At 71.3% G+C, this 13,345-nt stretch carries 12 protein-coding genes; 3 read left to right on the top strand and 9 right to left on the bottom strand.

What is annotated here, in order from left to right; genetic code table 11:
- The first annotated feature begins 5 nt into the window (after window positions 1-5).
- A complete protein-coding gene (locus tag ACZ5L9_RS19090; protein ID WP_464531001.1) occupies window positions 6-1,169 on the top strand; it encodes an acetyl-CoA C-acetyltransferase in 1,164 nt (387 codons plus the stop codon).
- A 76-nt stretch (window positions 1,170-1,245) separates the two neighbouring features.
- On the opposite strand, the gene ACZ5L9_RS19085 is transcribed toward ACZ5L9_RS19090, so the two are convergent.
- The 6 genes from ACZ5L9_RS19085 to ACZ5L9_RS19060 all read right to left on the bottom strand — a co-directional run bounded on the left by ACZ5L9_RS19085 (window position 1,246) and on the right by ACZ5L9_RS19060 (window position 7,543).
- A complete protein-coding gene (locus ACZ5L9_RS19085; RefSeq protein ID WP_464530997.1) occupies window positions 1,246-1,986 on the bottom strand; it encodes a dienelactone hydrolase family protein in 741 nt (246 codons plus the stop codon).
- A 180-nt stretch (window positions 1,987-2,166) separates the two neighbouring features.
- Entirely contained in the window at window positions 2,167-3,681 is a 1,515-nt protein-coding gene (locus ACZ5L9_RS19080; RefSeq protein WP_464530995.1) for a DEAD/DEAH box helicase, read from the bottom strand.
- Window positions 3,682-3,989: 308 nt separating this feature from the next.
- Entirely contained in the window at window positions 3,990-5,084 is a 1,095-nt protein-coding gene (locus ACZ5L9_RS19075) for an NAD(P)H-dependent flavin oxidoreductase (protein ID WP_464530993.1), read from the bottom strand.
- Window positions 5,081-5,836, bottom strand: coding sequence for a CoA-transferase subunit beta (locus ACZ5L9_RS19070; RefSeq protein WP_464530991.1), 756 nt, complete (start codon window positions 5,834-5,836; stop codon window positions 5,081-5,083). The genes ACZ5L9_RS19075 and ACZ5L9_RS19070 overlap by 4 nt, the downstream gene beginning before the upstream one ends.
- A complete protein-coding gene (locus tag ACZ5L9_RS19065; RefSeq protein WP_464536924.1) occupies window positions 5,829-6,716 on the bottom strand; it encodes a CoA transferase subunit A in 888 nt (295 codons plus the stop codon). The genes ACZ5L9_RS19070 and ACZ5L9_RS19065 overlap by 8 nt, the downstream gene beginning before the upstream one ends.
- A gap of 2 nt (window positions 6,717-6,718) precedes the next feature.
- Window positions 6,719-7,543, bottom strand: a complete 825-nt coding sequence (locus ACZ5L9_RS19060) for an enoyl-CoA hydratase family protein (protein ID WP_464530989.1) — start codon at window positions 7,541-7,543, stop codon at window positions 6,719-6,721.
- Window positions 7,544-7,622: 79 nt separating this feature from the next.
- On the opposite strand from ACZ5L9_RS19060, the gene ACZ5L9_RS19055 reads away from it, so the two are divergent.
- Both ACZ5L9_RS19055 and ACZ5L9_RS19050 read left to right on the top strand, forming a co-directional pair.
- Complete coding sequence (locus ACZ5L9_RS19055; RefSeq protein ID WP_464530986.1) at window positions 7,623-8,399, top strand: SDR family oxidoreductase; 777 nt, start codon at window positions 7,623-7,625, stop codon at window positions 8,397-8,399.
- A gap of 78 nt (window positions 8,400-8,477) precedes the next feature.
- The gene (locus ACZ5L9_RS19050; RefSeq protein ID WP_464530984.1) at window positions 8,478-9,365 is read left to right on the top strand and encodes an SDR family oxidoreductase; all 888 of its coding nucleotides are present in this window, start codon (window positions 8,478-8,480) and stop codon (window positions 9,363-9,365) included.
- A gap of 93 nt (window positions 9,366-9,458) precedes the next feature.
- Here ACZ5L9_RS19050 and ACZ5L9_RS19045 read toward each other — a convergent pair whose 3' ends face one another.
- Genes ACZ5L9_RS19045 through ACZ5L9_RS19035 form a run of 3 tightly spaced genes read right to left on the bottom strand, consistent with a single transcriptional unit; the run spans window position 9,459 to window position 13,345 of the window.
- Window positions 9,459-10,070, bottom strand: coding sequence for a class I SAM-dependent methyltransferase (locus tag ACZ5L9_RS19045; protein WP_464530980.1), 612 nt, complete (start codon window positions 10,068-10,070; stop codon window positions 9,459-9,461).
- Between the two features lie 57 nt (window positions 10,071-10,127).
- Window positions 10,128-11,696 carry a succinic semialdehyde dehydrogenase gene (locus tag ACZ5L9_RS19040; RefSeq protein ID WP_464530976.1) on the bottom strand — a complete coding sequence of 523 codons (1,569 nt, stop codon included), beginning with the start codon at window positions 11,694-11,696 and terminating at the stop codon, window positions 10,128-10,130.
- 2 nt (window positions 11,697-11,698) lie between these two features.
- Complete coding sequence (locus ACZ5L9_RS19035) at window positions 11,699-13,345, bottom strand: GMC family oxidoreductase (protein WP_464530973.1); 1,647 nt, start codon at window positions 13,343-13,345, stop codon at window positions 11,699-11,701.

Here is a 13,345-nt window from a genome sequence, read left to right as displayed (position 1 = left end):
CGCACATGCCCGAAGCCTTCATCGTCGACGCCGTCCGCACGCCCGTGGGCAAGCGGGGCGGCTCGCTCGCCGCGATGCACTCGCTCGACCTCGGTGCGCACTCGCTGGCCGCGCTGATGGACCGGACCGGGGTCGACCCGGGCGCTGTCGACGACGTCATCCTCGGCTGCTGCGACACGATCGGCCCGCAGGCCGGCGACATCGCACGGCTCGCCTGGCTCTCCGCGGGTCTGCCCGAGCACGTTCCGGGGGTCACCATCGACCGGCAGTGCGGCTCCGCCCAGCAGGCGGTCCACTTCGCCGCCCAGGGCGTGATGTCCGGGACGCAGGACCTGGTCGTGGCGGGAGGCGTGCAGAACATGTCGGCCATCCCGATCTCCTCGGCGATGCTGGTGGGGCAGCAGTTCGGCTTCGACAACGTCTTCTCCGGCGCGCTCGGCTGGGCCAAGCGCTACGGCGACGAGGAGGTCAGCCAGTTCCGCGGTGCCGAGCTCATCGCCGGGAGATGGGACCTGTCGCGCGAGGAGCTCGAGGCGTTCTCGTACGCCTCCCACGAGCGGGCCCGCACCGCCATCGCGGAGGGACGCTTCACCGGCGAGATCGCTCCGGTGACGTTGCCCGACGGGACGGTCTTCGCGACGGATGAGTGCCCACGGGAGACATCGCTGGAGAAGATGGCGGCGCTGCAGCCCCTGGCTCCGGGCGGGCGGATCACCGCCGGCGTCGCCTCGCAGATCTCCGACGGCTCCGCGGCCCTGCTGATCGCCTCCGAGCGGGCCGTCGCCGAGCACGGGCTGACGCCGCGCGCCCGGATCCACCACCTCTCCGTACGGGGCGACGACCCGGTCTGGATGCTCACCGGCCCGATCGCGGCGACCCAGCACGCGCTGGCCAAGAGCGGCATGTCGGTCGACGACATCGACCTCTTCGAGTGCAACGAGGCCTTCGCGCCGGTCGTCCTCGCCTGGATGAAGGAGACCGGGGCGCCGCACGAGAAGGTCAACGTCAACGGCGGCGGCATCTCGCTGGGACACCCGATCGGCGCCACCGGCGCTCGCCTGATGACCACGCTGCTCGCCGAGCTCGAGCGGACCGGCGGTCGCTACGGGCTGCAGACGATGTGCGAGGGCGGCGGCCAGGCGAACGTGACGATCGTCGAGCGGCTCTAGTCGACTCGGCCCTCCGGCACGTCCGACTCGGCCCTCTCGCACGGTCGACTCGGCCCTCCGGCACGGTCGTGCGGCCCTAGTCCGCCGGATGCAGGTGCCGCACGAAGAATCGAGCGGCGTCCGTGCCGGCGTGCGGTGGCACGCCGGTGTGCCCGCCCATGTTGGCGAGCAGCGTCTTCTCCTCGGACCCGAAGGCATCGAACAGGTCGAGCGCCGCCTGCCGGTCGTTCCCTGCGTCGTCCCACTGCAGCAGCACATGCACCGGGATGGTGAGGCGACGGGCGTCCTCGAACGTGGCACGCGGGAGCAGGCTGCCGGCGAAGAGGCCGGCCGCGGCGATACGCGGCTCGACCAGCGCGAGGCGTACGGCGATGGCGGTGACACCACCCGAGAAGCCCACCGGCCCGCCGATCTCGGGCAGGGCCAGCGCGGCGTCCAGGACGGCCCGCCACTCGGGGACCGCCTGCTCGACCAGGGGCAGGACGAGCCGGTCGACGACCTCGTCGGGGACCGGCCCGCCCGCCTGGAACGCGCGACGCAGGTCGGCGCGCGCCTCATCCAGTACGGGGATCGGCGGTCGCGACCCGCTGCCGGGGAGCTCGATGGCGACGGTGGCGAAGCCGTCGGCGGCCGCTTGTCGGGCCCGAGCCAGCAGGCGTGGGTACATCGTGACCAGCCCGCCGGGATGGCCGAGCAGGATCAGCGGGACCGACGCATCGGGGGAGGCCGGCGTCCAGAGGAAGCCGGGGATCTCGCCCAGCGTGAGGGCGCGCTCGACGAGGGTGTCGTCGAGACGCCGCTCGGAGGTGAGGTGCACGGTCGTGCCTTTCGGGAGGTCGAGGTGGACGCTCCCGGACGACCTATCGCCCGACCGTGACTCCCGCGAGGAGCGCCCACAGTGCTGACTTCATGGGCTCACCTCCTCGATCTCGTGTCCGGCTCGGACAACGTAGCAATCACCAGCCGACTGCGGCCAGCGATTAAATCCCAGCCTGGATCAGCGACGGCCGGAGCTGAAGCTGGCCGCGCTGTGCGACCCGCCGCCAGCCTGCCCGCCCTGCGCGGAGCCGCCGGAGCGACGGCGCTGACCACCCTGGCCACCGGACTTCGGCGCGCCACCCTGCGACTGGCCCTGACCGCGACGGGACTGCCCGACGTTGCCGGAGCCGCCCTGCTTGGGCTGGCCCTGCTTCGAGGCGCCACTGCGACCGCCCTGCGAAGGGGCGGAGCCGTCGCTGGCCTGACGCTTGCGGGCACGCGAGCCGGGACGCGACTTGCGGGTACCGGTGCCCTCGCCGGCGGGGCGACGCTCGGGCTGGCTGATGGCCGGCTCGAAGCCGCCCGGACGGGTGCGCTCGCCGGGGGCGAGGTTGACCAGGATCGGGTGCGAGGCCGAGTCGACGCGGGTCGTCTGCGGCTTGATGCCGGCGGCCTTGGTGAGGTCGCGGACGTCCTTGACCTGGTCGCTGGTCATCAGGGTGACGACGGTGCCCTCGTTGCCGGCGCGGGCGGTCCGGCCCGAGCGGTGCAGGTACGCCTTGTGCTCGGACGGCGGGTCGGCGTGGATGACGAGCGCGACGTCGTCGACGTGAATGCCACGGGCCGCGATGTCGGTCGCGATCAGCGCGGTCGCCTCGCCACTGTGGAAGGCGTCCATGTTCCGCGTACGGGCGTTCTGCGACAGGTTGCCGTGCAGGTCGACCGAGGGGACGCCGTTCTTGTTGAGCTGGCGGGCGAGCGCCTTCGCGCCGTGCTTGGTGCGGGTGAAGATGACCGTGCGCCCCGGCGCCGAGGCCAGGTCGGTGAGGATCGCGACCCGCTGGTCGCGCTCGATGTGGAGCACGTGGTGCGACATGGTCGCGACCGGCGACTGCGCGGAGTCGGCCTGGTGGGTGACCGGGTTGCTCAGGAACTGCTTGACCAGCGCGTCGATCGCCTTGTCGAGGGTCGCGGAGAAGAGCAGCCGCTGGCTGTCCTTCGGGGTCGCGGCGAGCAGGCGGCGTACGCCCGGCAGGAAGCCGAGGTCGGCCATGTGGTCGGCCTCGTCGAGCACGGTGATCTCGACGTCGGACAGGGTGCAGTGCTTCTGCCCGATCAGGTCCTCGAGGCGACCGGGGCAGGCGATGACGATGTCGACGCCCTTGGCCAGCGCCGTGACCTGCGGGCCCTGGCCGACGCCGCCGAAGACGGTGCGGGTGGTGAGGCCGGCGGCCTTGGCCAGCGGCGCGGCCGCGGCCTCGATCTGGGTGACCAGCTCGCGGGTCGGAGCCAGGATCAGGGCGCGCGGAGCACCGCGGCGCGGCTTGCGGCCGGAGGCGGCGAGGCGGGCGATGACGGGCAGCAGGAAGCCGTACGTCTTGCCGGAGCCGGTGCGCCCGCGACCGAGCACGTCACGGCCGGCGAGGGAGTCGGGAAGGGTGGCGGCCTGGATGGGCGTCGGCTCGGTGATCCCGAGGCCGGCAAGCACCTCGACGAGGTCGGAGGGCAGGCCGAGGCTGGCGAAGTTGGACACGCGTTATCTCTCTGTATGCGTCTCGCCGAACAGCCGGATCGCCAGGTTGGCGGGGCTGCGCATGGAGGATCTCGTCTAGGACGACGACCTTCGACATGCGGACAACTCGCGGCGAGAGCATGACGAGTCGATGCTGCGACTCTAGCGGTCGGTGGGGCGGGGGTTGGCATCGTCGGACGCGTGAGTCGCCTCACCCGGCATCGTCGTCGCCCCGCGGGAGGGGTAACACGACGTTCGGGAGGGGTAACACGGTGTTCGCGGTGGGTAGCAGCCGGTTGCGTCCCGCTGCTACCTGCGTGGACACCGTGTTACCCCACCACCACCACCACCGCCGCACCCGCATGCCGCAGCCGTGCGGCCGCCTCCGTGACGACCCGATCGATCAGCTCCTCGCAGCTCGGCAGGTCGCTCAGCAGCCCGACGACCTGGCCGGCCGCCAGCACGCCGGCGGAGGTGTCGCCCTCGACCAGGCCGGAGCGCAGCATCGTGGGTGTGTTGGCGGCGAGAGCGAGCTGGGCGAGCGAGCGGCCCTGGGCGTGCTTCATCGCCCGCCCGTCGGCGATCAGCTGCTGCCAGGTCATCCCGGAGGCCCGTTTGAACTCCAGCGTGCGCCGGAGCGTCGGCACGGCGCGGCGCAGCACCGATGACTCCTCGACGGACTCCACGAGCTCGGTGCGGAGCATCCGGTGCGGCATCCCGTCCACCTTGGCCGTGACGACGGTGCCGTCCAGGCCGGCTGCGAGGTAGAGCTCCTTGACCGCCTGCGGCACCCGCGAGTCCGCGGTCAGCAGGAAGCGGGTGCCCATCCCGATGCCCGCGGCGCCGTACGAGAGTGCCGCGGCCAGCCCGCGGCCGTCGAAGAACCCGCCGGCGGCGACGACCGGGATCGGCGTGCCGGCCGCGTCGAGCGCGTCGAGGACCGAGGGGAGGAGCAGCGTGGTCGGCACCGATCCGGTGTGGCCGCCGCCCTCGCCGCCCTGGATCATCACCGCGTCGGCTCCCCACGATGCCACCTTGACCGCGTGCTTGGGCGCCCCGATCGAGGGGATGACCACGATCCCGTGCTCCTTGAGCATCGCGATCAGCTCGGGCTTCGGGGCGAGCGCGAAGGAGGCGACCTTGACACCGTGATCGATCAGCAGCCGGCAGCGGTCGGCGGCGTCGCCGGCATCCGCGCGCAGGTTGACCCCGAACGGCATCGTCGTGCGCGAGCCGACCTCGACGATCGCCTTCTCCAGCTCGGCCAGCGTCATCGTCGCCGAGGCGAGGATGCCGAGACCGCCGGCGTTGGCGGTGCCGCTGACCAGCGACGGGCCGGCGACCCAGCCCATGCCGGTCTGCACCACCGGGTGGCGCACCCCGGTCAGCTCGGTCAGCGGGGTGGCGAGCAACTGCTCGATCACGACGGGACCTCCTTCTCCCGCAGCCGCCCCGGATCGAGGACGTCGCGGATCAGCATCAGCTCGGTCGACGTCGGCTCGCGGGTGGTGGCCACCTCGCCCGGCATCGCGAGCGCGAAGCCGGTCGCCGCGACCACCTCGTCGACCACCACCCCCGGGTGGACGCTGCGCAACCGCACCGTGCCGCCGGGGCCGTCGAAGTCGAGCACGGCCAGATCCGTGACGACCCGGTGCAGGTCGTGGAAGCGGGTCGCCGCGGGCCCGGCCGCCTCGGCGCGGGCCCGGCCGACGCCGGAGACGATGTCGACCTGGTCCACGAAGACCCGGACGGAGTGCTTGGGCACCCAGTAGGAGGTGCGGTTGCTGACCGTGTTCCCGGGAGCGCCGCGGGACCCGAGCAGCTGGCGCTTGGGCTGGGCGAACGGGCCGATCGCGGAGATGTTCTGGTTGCCCGTACGGTCGAGCTGGGTCGCGCCCATCATGACGTGGCGCGGTCCGTTCGCGACCACGTCGAAGACCTTCAGGAAGGGGATCCAGCCCTCCGCCGCGCCCGCGCCCGAGCCCAGCGGTGGCGGCGCGGCGAGGAAGACCGACTCCCCATCCGAGATCACCAGATCGGGGTTGCTGGTCATCTTGCACAGCCGCGCGCCGAGCGTCGGCAGCAGCCCCATCGGCGAGGCGAAGATCTCGCCGTCCTCGGCCCAGCAGTCGGCGATCGCGGCAGCGACCACCTCGGAGCGGGTCGCCTCACTCATTCCCGAGCTCCTTCACCGCGGCCTGGTAGGCCGCCTCGTCGCCGGAGAGGAACCGCTGCTCGAATGCCGCCCACGCGTCGTCGTCCTTGGCCGCCTCGGCGTACGCCCGCTGGAACCGCTCGTCGCGCTCGTAGTCCGGAGTGCACGAGGTGAAGTGCGCACCGCCCGGCGCCTCGACCACGCCGTCGACCTGGATCCGGCTCAGCAGCAGCCGCTGCACGGGCACCGGTGAGGGGCCCGCGGTGAGCCCGGCGGTGTCGACGACCTGCTCCACCGAGACGTAGGTGCGTGCGGCGGCCATCGCGAACAGGTCGTCGAAGTAGGGATCGGGGCCGAGGTAGGTCGCGTTGCCGTGCATGTCGGCGCGGTTGAGGTGCAGCAGGGCTGCGTCGAGCTCGAGGGCAGGCATCGCGACCAGCGTCTCGGGAATGCCGTCGGGACCGGGGTAGGGGCTCTCCACCGTCCGCAGCCAGGGGTTGTTGACCAGCACGTCGGAGCCCAGTCCGGCCCGCGTCGGCAGGAACGGCAGCCGCTGGGCCGCGGCGCGCAGACCGGTCTGGAACATGCCTTCGTCGAGCTCGACAATCTCCGGGATCGTCCCGTTCTGCCGCGCGGCCTGGAAGTGCGGCTCGAGCGGGATCGAGTCCAGCGAGACGAACGCGTAGACCAGCTTGCGGATCCGCCCGGCCCGCGCCAGCAGCCCCACGTCGGGCCCGCCCCAGCTGACCAGTGTGAGGTCGGTGAGGTCGGAGCGCAGGATGGCCCGTACGAGCGCCATCGGCTTGCGCCGCGAGCCCCACCCGCCGATGCCGATCGTCATGCCGCTCTCGAGCCGACCGACGACGTCGTCCAGGGTCATCCGCTTGTCCCGGGGTCGCATGCTCACACCGACTCCTCGAAGGTCGAGCCGGTGGAGGTCGAGCCTGTCGAGACCCGTCCGGAGGTCGAGCCTGTCGAGACCGCCTTGGTCGTCCCCGCGAACACGTCCCGCAGCTCGTCCGAGACACCGGCGAGGTTGAGCTCGAAGGTGAAGCCCTGCTCGAACCGGTAGCTCTTGTTGACGTCGATCGGGTCGATCCCGTTGAGCGCGGCCTTCGCTGCGCGGATGACCCGGGTGTCCTTGCTCGCGATCTCCGCGGCGAGCTCGAGGGCCGTCTCGTCGAGTCGCTCGCGCGCTACGACGGCATAGACCGAGCCGTGGGTGAGCAGCTCGGAGGCGGTGATCGTGCGAGCGGTGAAGTAGAGCGTGCGCATCAGATGCTGGGGGACGAGGCGGGCCATGTGGGTGGCCGCCCCGAGCGCGCCCTGGTTGACCTCGGGCACGCCGAAGTAGGCGTCCTCGCTGGCCACGACCACGTCGGCGTTGCCGACCAGCCCGACCCCGCCGCCGAGGCAGAAGCCGTTGACGGCCGCGATCACCGGGACCGCGCACTCGTACACCGCCTTGAAGGCCGCGTAGCAGCCGCGGTTGGCGCCGATGAGCGCCTCGAAGCCGCTCGTCGTCTGCATCTCCTTGATGTCGACGCCGGCGTTGAACCCCTTGCCGATGGCTCGCAGCACGACGACCTTGGTCTCGTCGTCGGCGCTGGCGGCATCGAGGGCGGCGGCCAGGTCGAGCCAGCCCTGGACGGTCAGGGCGTTGACCGGCGGGTGGTCCAGCGTGATCAGACGGATGCCGTCGTCACGCAGTTCGGAGGTGATCGGCATGGACAAAACCTAACGCTTGCTTGGTAACCTAGCAATCGCTTGGTTGGTACAGATTCCGACGTCTCCGAGGAGGGCTGTGATGGCGCTGTCGCTCGACCTGACCGGTCGTGTCGCCCTGGTGACCGGCGGCACCCGCGGCATCGGCGCCGGCATCGCCGCTGTCCTCGCCGACGCCGGCGCGACTGTCTACGTCTGCTCTCGCAGCGCCCCGGAGGTCGAGGTGCGAGCGCCGCGTGCCTCGAAGCCGCAGGAACCGCGCCACCTGGTCTGCGACATCCGGGACGCCGACGCCGTCGGCGCGATGATCGCCACGATCACCCGCGAGGCGGGCTCGCTCGACATCCTGGTCAACAACGCCGGCGGTGCGCCGGCAGCCGAGGCCGCGACCGCGTCGCCGCGGTTCCACGCCAAGATCGTCGAGCTCAACCTGCTCTCGCCCCTGCTGGTCGCCCAGGCCGCCAACGCCGTGATGCAGCAGCAGCCCGGCGGCGGCGCGATCATCAACATCTCCTCGATCTCCGCGCACCGTCCCGCGCCGACGATCGCCGCGTACGGAGCCGCCAAGGCCGGCCTCGACTCGCTCACCCGCTCGCTGGCGATGGAATGGGGACCGCGCGTGCGGGTCAACGCCATCGACGTCGGCCTGTGCCGCACCGAGCACAGCGACGACCACTACGGCAGCGACGAGCGGGTCGCCGCGATCGAGCGCACCATCCCGCTCGGCCGGATGGCCGACCCGCTCGAGGTGGGCCGCGTGGCCGCGTTCCTGGTGAGCGACCTCGCGTCGTACGTCTCCGGCGCCAGCCTCGCCTGCGACGGCGGCGGGGAGCCGCCGGTCTTCCTGCACATCGACTGAGAATCCCGGACGTCGAGCCCGTCGAATGAGAGCCCCGGACGTCGAGCCTGTCGAGACGCCCCGATCGAAGGAGCAGCAATGTCACCCATCCTCGAAGGCCGGGTCGCCATCGTCACCGGCGCCGGCCGCGGCATCGGCCGCGCGCACGCACTGGAGCTGGCCCGTCAGGGCGCGAAGGTCGTGGTCAACGACTTCGGCGTCTCGATCGCGGGGGAGAAGGAGGACTCGCCGGCGCACGAGGTGGTGGCCGAGATCCTGGCCGGCGGGGGCGATGCCGTGGTCAACGGTGCCGACGTCGCGGACTTCGGGCAGGCCGAGGCGATGGTGCGACAGGCGGTCGAGGCGTACGGGCGGCTGGACATCCTGGTCAACAACGCGGGCTTCGTCCGCGACCGGATGCTGGTGAACACCGCCGAGGAGGAGTGGGACGCCGTGATCCGGGTCCACCTCAAGGGTCACTTCGCCCCGCTGCGTCACGCCGGTGCCTACTGGCGCGAGGAGTCGAAGGCCGGCCGACAGCCGATCGCGCGGGTGATCAACACCTCGAGCGGTGCGGGGCTGCAGGGCTCCATCGGTCAGGCCACCTACTCGGCGGCCAAGGCCGGGATCGCGGGCCTGACCCTCGTCGCCGCGGCCGAGCTGGCTCGCTACGGCGTCACGGTCAACGCGATCGCCCCGGTCGCGAAGACCCGGATGACGGCCAGCGGCTTCGACGCGGATTCCTTGGCCGCGATGGCGCTCCCGGAGGACAACGCGCCGATCGTCGCCTGGCTCGCCTCCGAGGAGGCCGGGCCGGTGACCGGCCGGGTCATCGAGATCGACGGCGGCCGGATCACGGTCGAGAACGGCTGGGCGCACGGCCCCACCCGAGACCTCGGCCGCCGGTGGGAGACGGCCGAGGTCGGGGCGGCGCTGCAGGAGCTGCTGGCAGAAGCACCCACCCCCGAGCCCGTCTACGGCACCTGACTCGGCCCTCGGGCACGCCCGACTCGGCCCTCGGGCACGCCCGACTTGGCCCTCGGGCACGCTCGACTTGGCCCTCGGGCACGTGCGACAGGATCAGGCGCCGGGCCGGCGTACGGCGACGAGCGAGCCATGGCGTCGCACGCCCGGATCCTGGCGGGACTCGGAGCGCTCGACGGCGAGCCCGTGCGGCGCGAGCAGGTCGCCCAGCGTTTCGGCGGACCAGAAGTACGCCGTGGTGATGGCGTGATCGAACGCTGTCCCGGCCGCGCCGTCGAAGAAGCCGAGCAGGAGCGAGCCGCCCGGCGTCAGGACCCGGGCGAGCTCACCCAGCTGGTCGGGGAGGTCGATCGGCGGGGTGTGGATGACGGAGTACCACGCCAGCACGCCGCCCATCGATCCGGAGCGGAGTGGGAGCGCGGCGAGGTCGCCGCGGACGAACCGAGGATGCTGGAAGCGGCGACGTGCCGCCGCCACGAAGCTGCGTGAGCCGTCGATCGCGACGACCTCGTGTCGCCCGCGGTCACACAGCAGCTCGCTCCAGTGACCCGGGCCGCAGCCCGCATCGAGGAGCGGTCCGGCGACGTTGTCGCGCCATGTCCGGATCGACTCCCGATCGCGGAGTGCCATCTGATCGAGCGAGCCCAGCTTCTCGATGTACTCGTCGGCGCGTACGTCGTACGCGGTCGTGATGTCGGTCCGGGGCACGACCCGAGGCTACGCAGCGGTGCGGGAGGGCCGAGTCGGCGGTGCGGGAGGGCCGAGTCAGCGCAGACGCAGCTTGCGCATCCACCTCAGCGACGTCTGCATCTGCTTGGCGTAGTCGGCATAGGTCTGCTTGCCCTGGGGCTGCATCACCTGTTTCTTGAGCACCGCGATGTTCTTCACGTCGGTGTACTTCAGCAGCCCCTGGTCGCCGTGCCGGGCGCCGACGCCGGAGGTCTTCAACCCGCCGGACGGGCTGCCCTTGGAGGCGTACGCGGTGGCGAGGCCGTCATTGATGTTGACGTTGCCAGACTCGATCCGGTCCGCGACGGCGACAGCACGCTTGATGTCGCGGCCCCAGACCGAGGCGTTGAGGCCGTAGTCGGTGTCGTTGGCCAGGGCGATCGCCTCGTCCAGCGAGTGGTAGGGGTGCAGCGCGACGACCGGGCCGAAGGTCTCGACGGTGCCGTGCAGCATCTCCGTGGTGACCCCTTCGAGCACGGTCGGCTCGAAGAACGTCGGCCCGAGGTCGGGTCGCGCGCGGCCCCCACACAGCACCCGAGCTCCGCGCGCTACCGCATCCTCGACGTGCGACTGCACGCGAGCCAGGTGATCGGGCGAGATCAGCCCGCCGATCTCCGGGCCGAAGTCGTACGCCGCACCCAGCTCGAGCGCGGAGGCCGCGGCGACGAACCGGTCGCGGAATGTCGCATACATCGCCTCGGGCACGTAGATCCGCTCGATGTGCATGCAGACCTGGCCGGTGTTGGCGAAGACCGCGAACAGGATCCCGGACATGTTCTCGTCGAGCGCCGCGTCATCGAGGTCGTCGAGGATGATCATCGGGTTCTTGCCGCCGAGCTCGAGGCAGCAGTCGATCAGGTTGCGCCCGGAGCGCTCACCGATGAACCGCCCGGTCCCGGTGGAGCCGGTGAACATCACGTAGTCGACATTGTCGATCAGCGTCGGCCCCACCTCGGGGCCCTCGCCGCAGACCACCTGGAAGAGTCCGTGCGGCAGCCCGGCCTGCTCCAGCAGCGCGATGCCGTACAGCGGCGACAGGGCGGTCTTGTTGTCCGGCTTGAGCAGGACGGCGTTGCCGGCCATCAGCGCCGGTACGGCGTCGGAGAGCCCGGTGGCGAACGGGAAGTTCCAGGGCGCGATGATCCCGACCAGCCCGCGCGGCACGTGCACCTCGGTCGAGTGCGAGAGCACCGGCACCGGGCCCGCGTGGCGCCGGCGCGCGAGAACCTTGGGGGCGCGTTTGAGGTAGTGCGACATCACCATCACCGGATCGCACGCCTCCTCGAACGCCATCCGGCGGGACTTGCCCGACTCGGCCTGGATGAGGTCGGCGATGGTGTGCTGGTTCTGGAGGATCAGCTCGTGGGCGCGCTCGAAGACGGCGAGCCGCTCCTTGAGGGGCGTCGCCGCCCAGGCCAGCTGCGCCACCCGCGCGGCGGCGGCGGCCTCGGCGACGTCGGCGGGTGTCGACTGGGGGAGCTCGACGAGCACCTCGCCGGAGTAGACCTCGGTGAGCTTCCAGGTCCCGCCCGATGTCGACGGAACCCGCTCGACGAGCTCCGCCAGCAGGGACGGCGTGATGGAGGTGGGCAGTGCAGCGGCCATGATCAGGCTCCGTTGTTCGATCCGGCGAGGATGAGGTCGGCGGCCTTGTCGCCGATCATGACCGACGGCGCGTTCGTGTTGCCGCCGATGATCGACGGCATGATCGAGGCATCGGCGACCCGCAGGCCGTCGATCCCGACCACCCGCAGCTGCGGATCGACGACCGCCCGCTCGTCGACGCCCATCCGGCACGTGCCGACACCGTGGTAGATCGAGGTCGCCCGGTTGGGGATCTCGGCCTTCATCGCCTCCATGTCGATGGCGGCGCCCGGGTGGATCTCCGACTTCACGTGGCTCTTCAGCAGCGGATTGGCCATGATGTCGCGGATCATCGCGATGCCCTCGAGCAGGACCTGTCGGTCGTGCGGCTCGGCGAGGTAGTTGAAGTCGATCAACGGCTCGGCCAGCGGATCAGCGGAGCGCAGCCGCAGCGTGCCGCGCGACCTCGGGTAGATGAGCGAGGACATGATCGTCAGGGCGGAGCGCTTGTCGACCTCGTGCCGGATCGGGGCGTCCTGGTTCGGGGAGGGGTACGCCCACGGAAGCACGTGCAGCTGTAGGTCCGGGACGTTGCCGGCCTGGGACGTACGGACGAACCCGACGGTCTCGAAGACGGTGTTCTCCAGGAACGACCCGCCTCGCGTCATCTCCTTGACGAAGCCCTTGGCGAAGTAGCCCGCCGTGCCGTGGTGCAGGGCCGAGGGCATCTCGAACGTCGTCGGTACGAACATGTGGTCGTGCAGGTTGTCGCCGACCGGCAGCTCGACCACGGTGCTGATGCCGTGCTTCGCGAGCTCGGCGGCGTGACCGATCCCCGAGAGCTGGAGCAGCTGGGCGGAGCCGAAGACGCCGGCCGAGAGCACGACCTCCGTCGTCGCGCGTACGACCTGTCGCCGGCCGCTCCCGTCGACCACCTCGACGCCGGTCGCCCGGGTGCCGTCCAGCACGACCCGGGTCGCCTGGACCTGGGTCAGGATCGAGAGCGTCGGCAGGTCGCGCTCGTGCAGGTAGCCCTTCGCGGCGGAGTAGCGCTGACCGCGGTAGGCGCTCTGCTGGAAGGTGGAGAAGCCCTCCTGCTCGCCGGCGTTGTAGTCCGCCAGCACCTTGACGTCGAGCGTCTGGGCGGCCGCCTCCTTGAACATCGTCGAGGCCTCGGTCGGCTGGGTGTGACGGGTGACCTTGATCGGGCCGCCGGCGCCGCGGAAGTCGGAGGCACCGTCCTCGAAGTCCTCGATCCCCTGGTACTGCGCGTTGACGGCATCGGCGTTCCACGCGCTGCCGGCCTCGCCCATCTCGTCGGCCCATGAGTCGTAGTTGGCCCGGTTCCCGCGCACCCAGAGCAGGCCGTTGATCGAGCTGGAGCCGCCGACCACCTTCCCGCGCGGCTGGGGGAGCTCGCGGTCGAGCGCGTGGGACTGCGGGACGGTGTGGTAGCCCCAGTCGACGAGCTTCTTCAGCTTGGGCTCGGCGTGCAGCGGCCCGATCATGCCGGGCTTGGTGACCAGGATGTTGCGCTGGTCCTTCTTGCCCGCCTCGATGAGGACGACGGTCCTGCCGGCCGCGGCCAGCTTGCCGGCGACCGCGCAGCCGGCGCTGCCTGCCCCGACGACGACGTACTCGGCCTCGGTCACGATCGCTTCCTTCGCCAT

The sequence above is a fragment of the Nocardioides sp. JCM 18998 genome (assembly GCF_055391535.1).
Note: the sequence above shows the minus strand (reverse complement) of the source record. Positions and strands in the feature narration are given on the sequence as shown.

Bases quoted from the DNA above. Each gene is read 5' to 3' on its own strand.
- ACZ5L9_RS19060 (WP_464530989.1), bottom strand. From the start codon at position 7,543: ATGCCGATCACCTCCGAACTGCGTGACGACGGCATCCGTCTGATCACG.
- ACZ5L9_RS19090 (WP_464531001.1), top strand. From the start codon at position 6: ATGCCCGAAGCCTTCATCGTCGACGCCGTCCGCACGCCCGTGGGCAAG.
- ACZ5L9_RS19035 (WP_464530973.1), bottom strand. From the start codon at position 13,345: ATGGCGAAGGAAGCGATCGTGACCGAGGCCGAGTACGTCGTCGTCGGG.
- ACZ5L9_RS19055 (WP_464530986.1), top strand. From the start codon at position 7,623: ATGGCGCTGTCGCTCGACCTGACCGGTCGTGTCGCCCTGGTGACCGGC.
- ACZ5L9_RS19070 (WP_464530991.1), bottom strand. From the start codon at position 5,836: ATGAGTGAGGCGACCCGCTCCGAGGTGGTCGCTGCCGCGATCGCCGAC.
- ACZ5L9_RS19040 (WP_464530976.1), bottom strand. From the start codon at position 11,696: ATGGCCGCTGCACTGCCCACCTCCATCACGCCGTCCCTGCTGGCGGAG.
- ACZ5L9_RS19050 (WP_464530984.1), top strand. From the start codon at position 8,478: ATGTCACCCATCCTCGAAGGCCGGGTCGCCATCGTCACCGGCGCCGGC.
- ACZ5L9_RS19065 (WP_464536924.1), bottom strand. From the start codon at position 6,716: ATGCGACCCCGGGACAAGCGGATGACCCTGGACGACGTCGTCGGTCGG.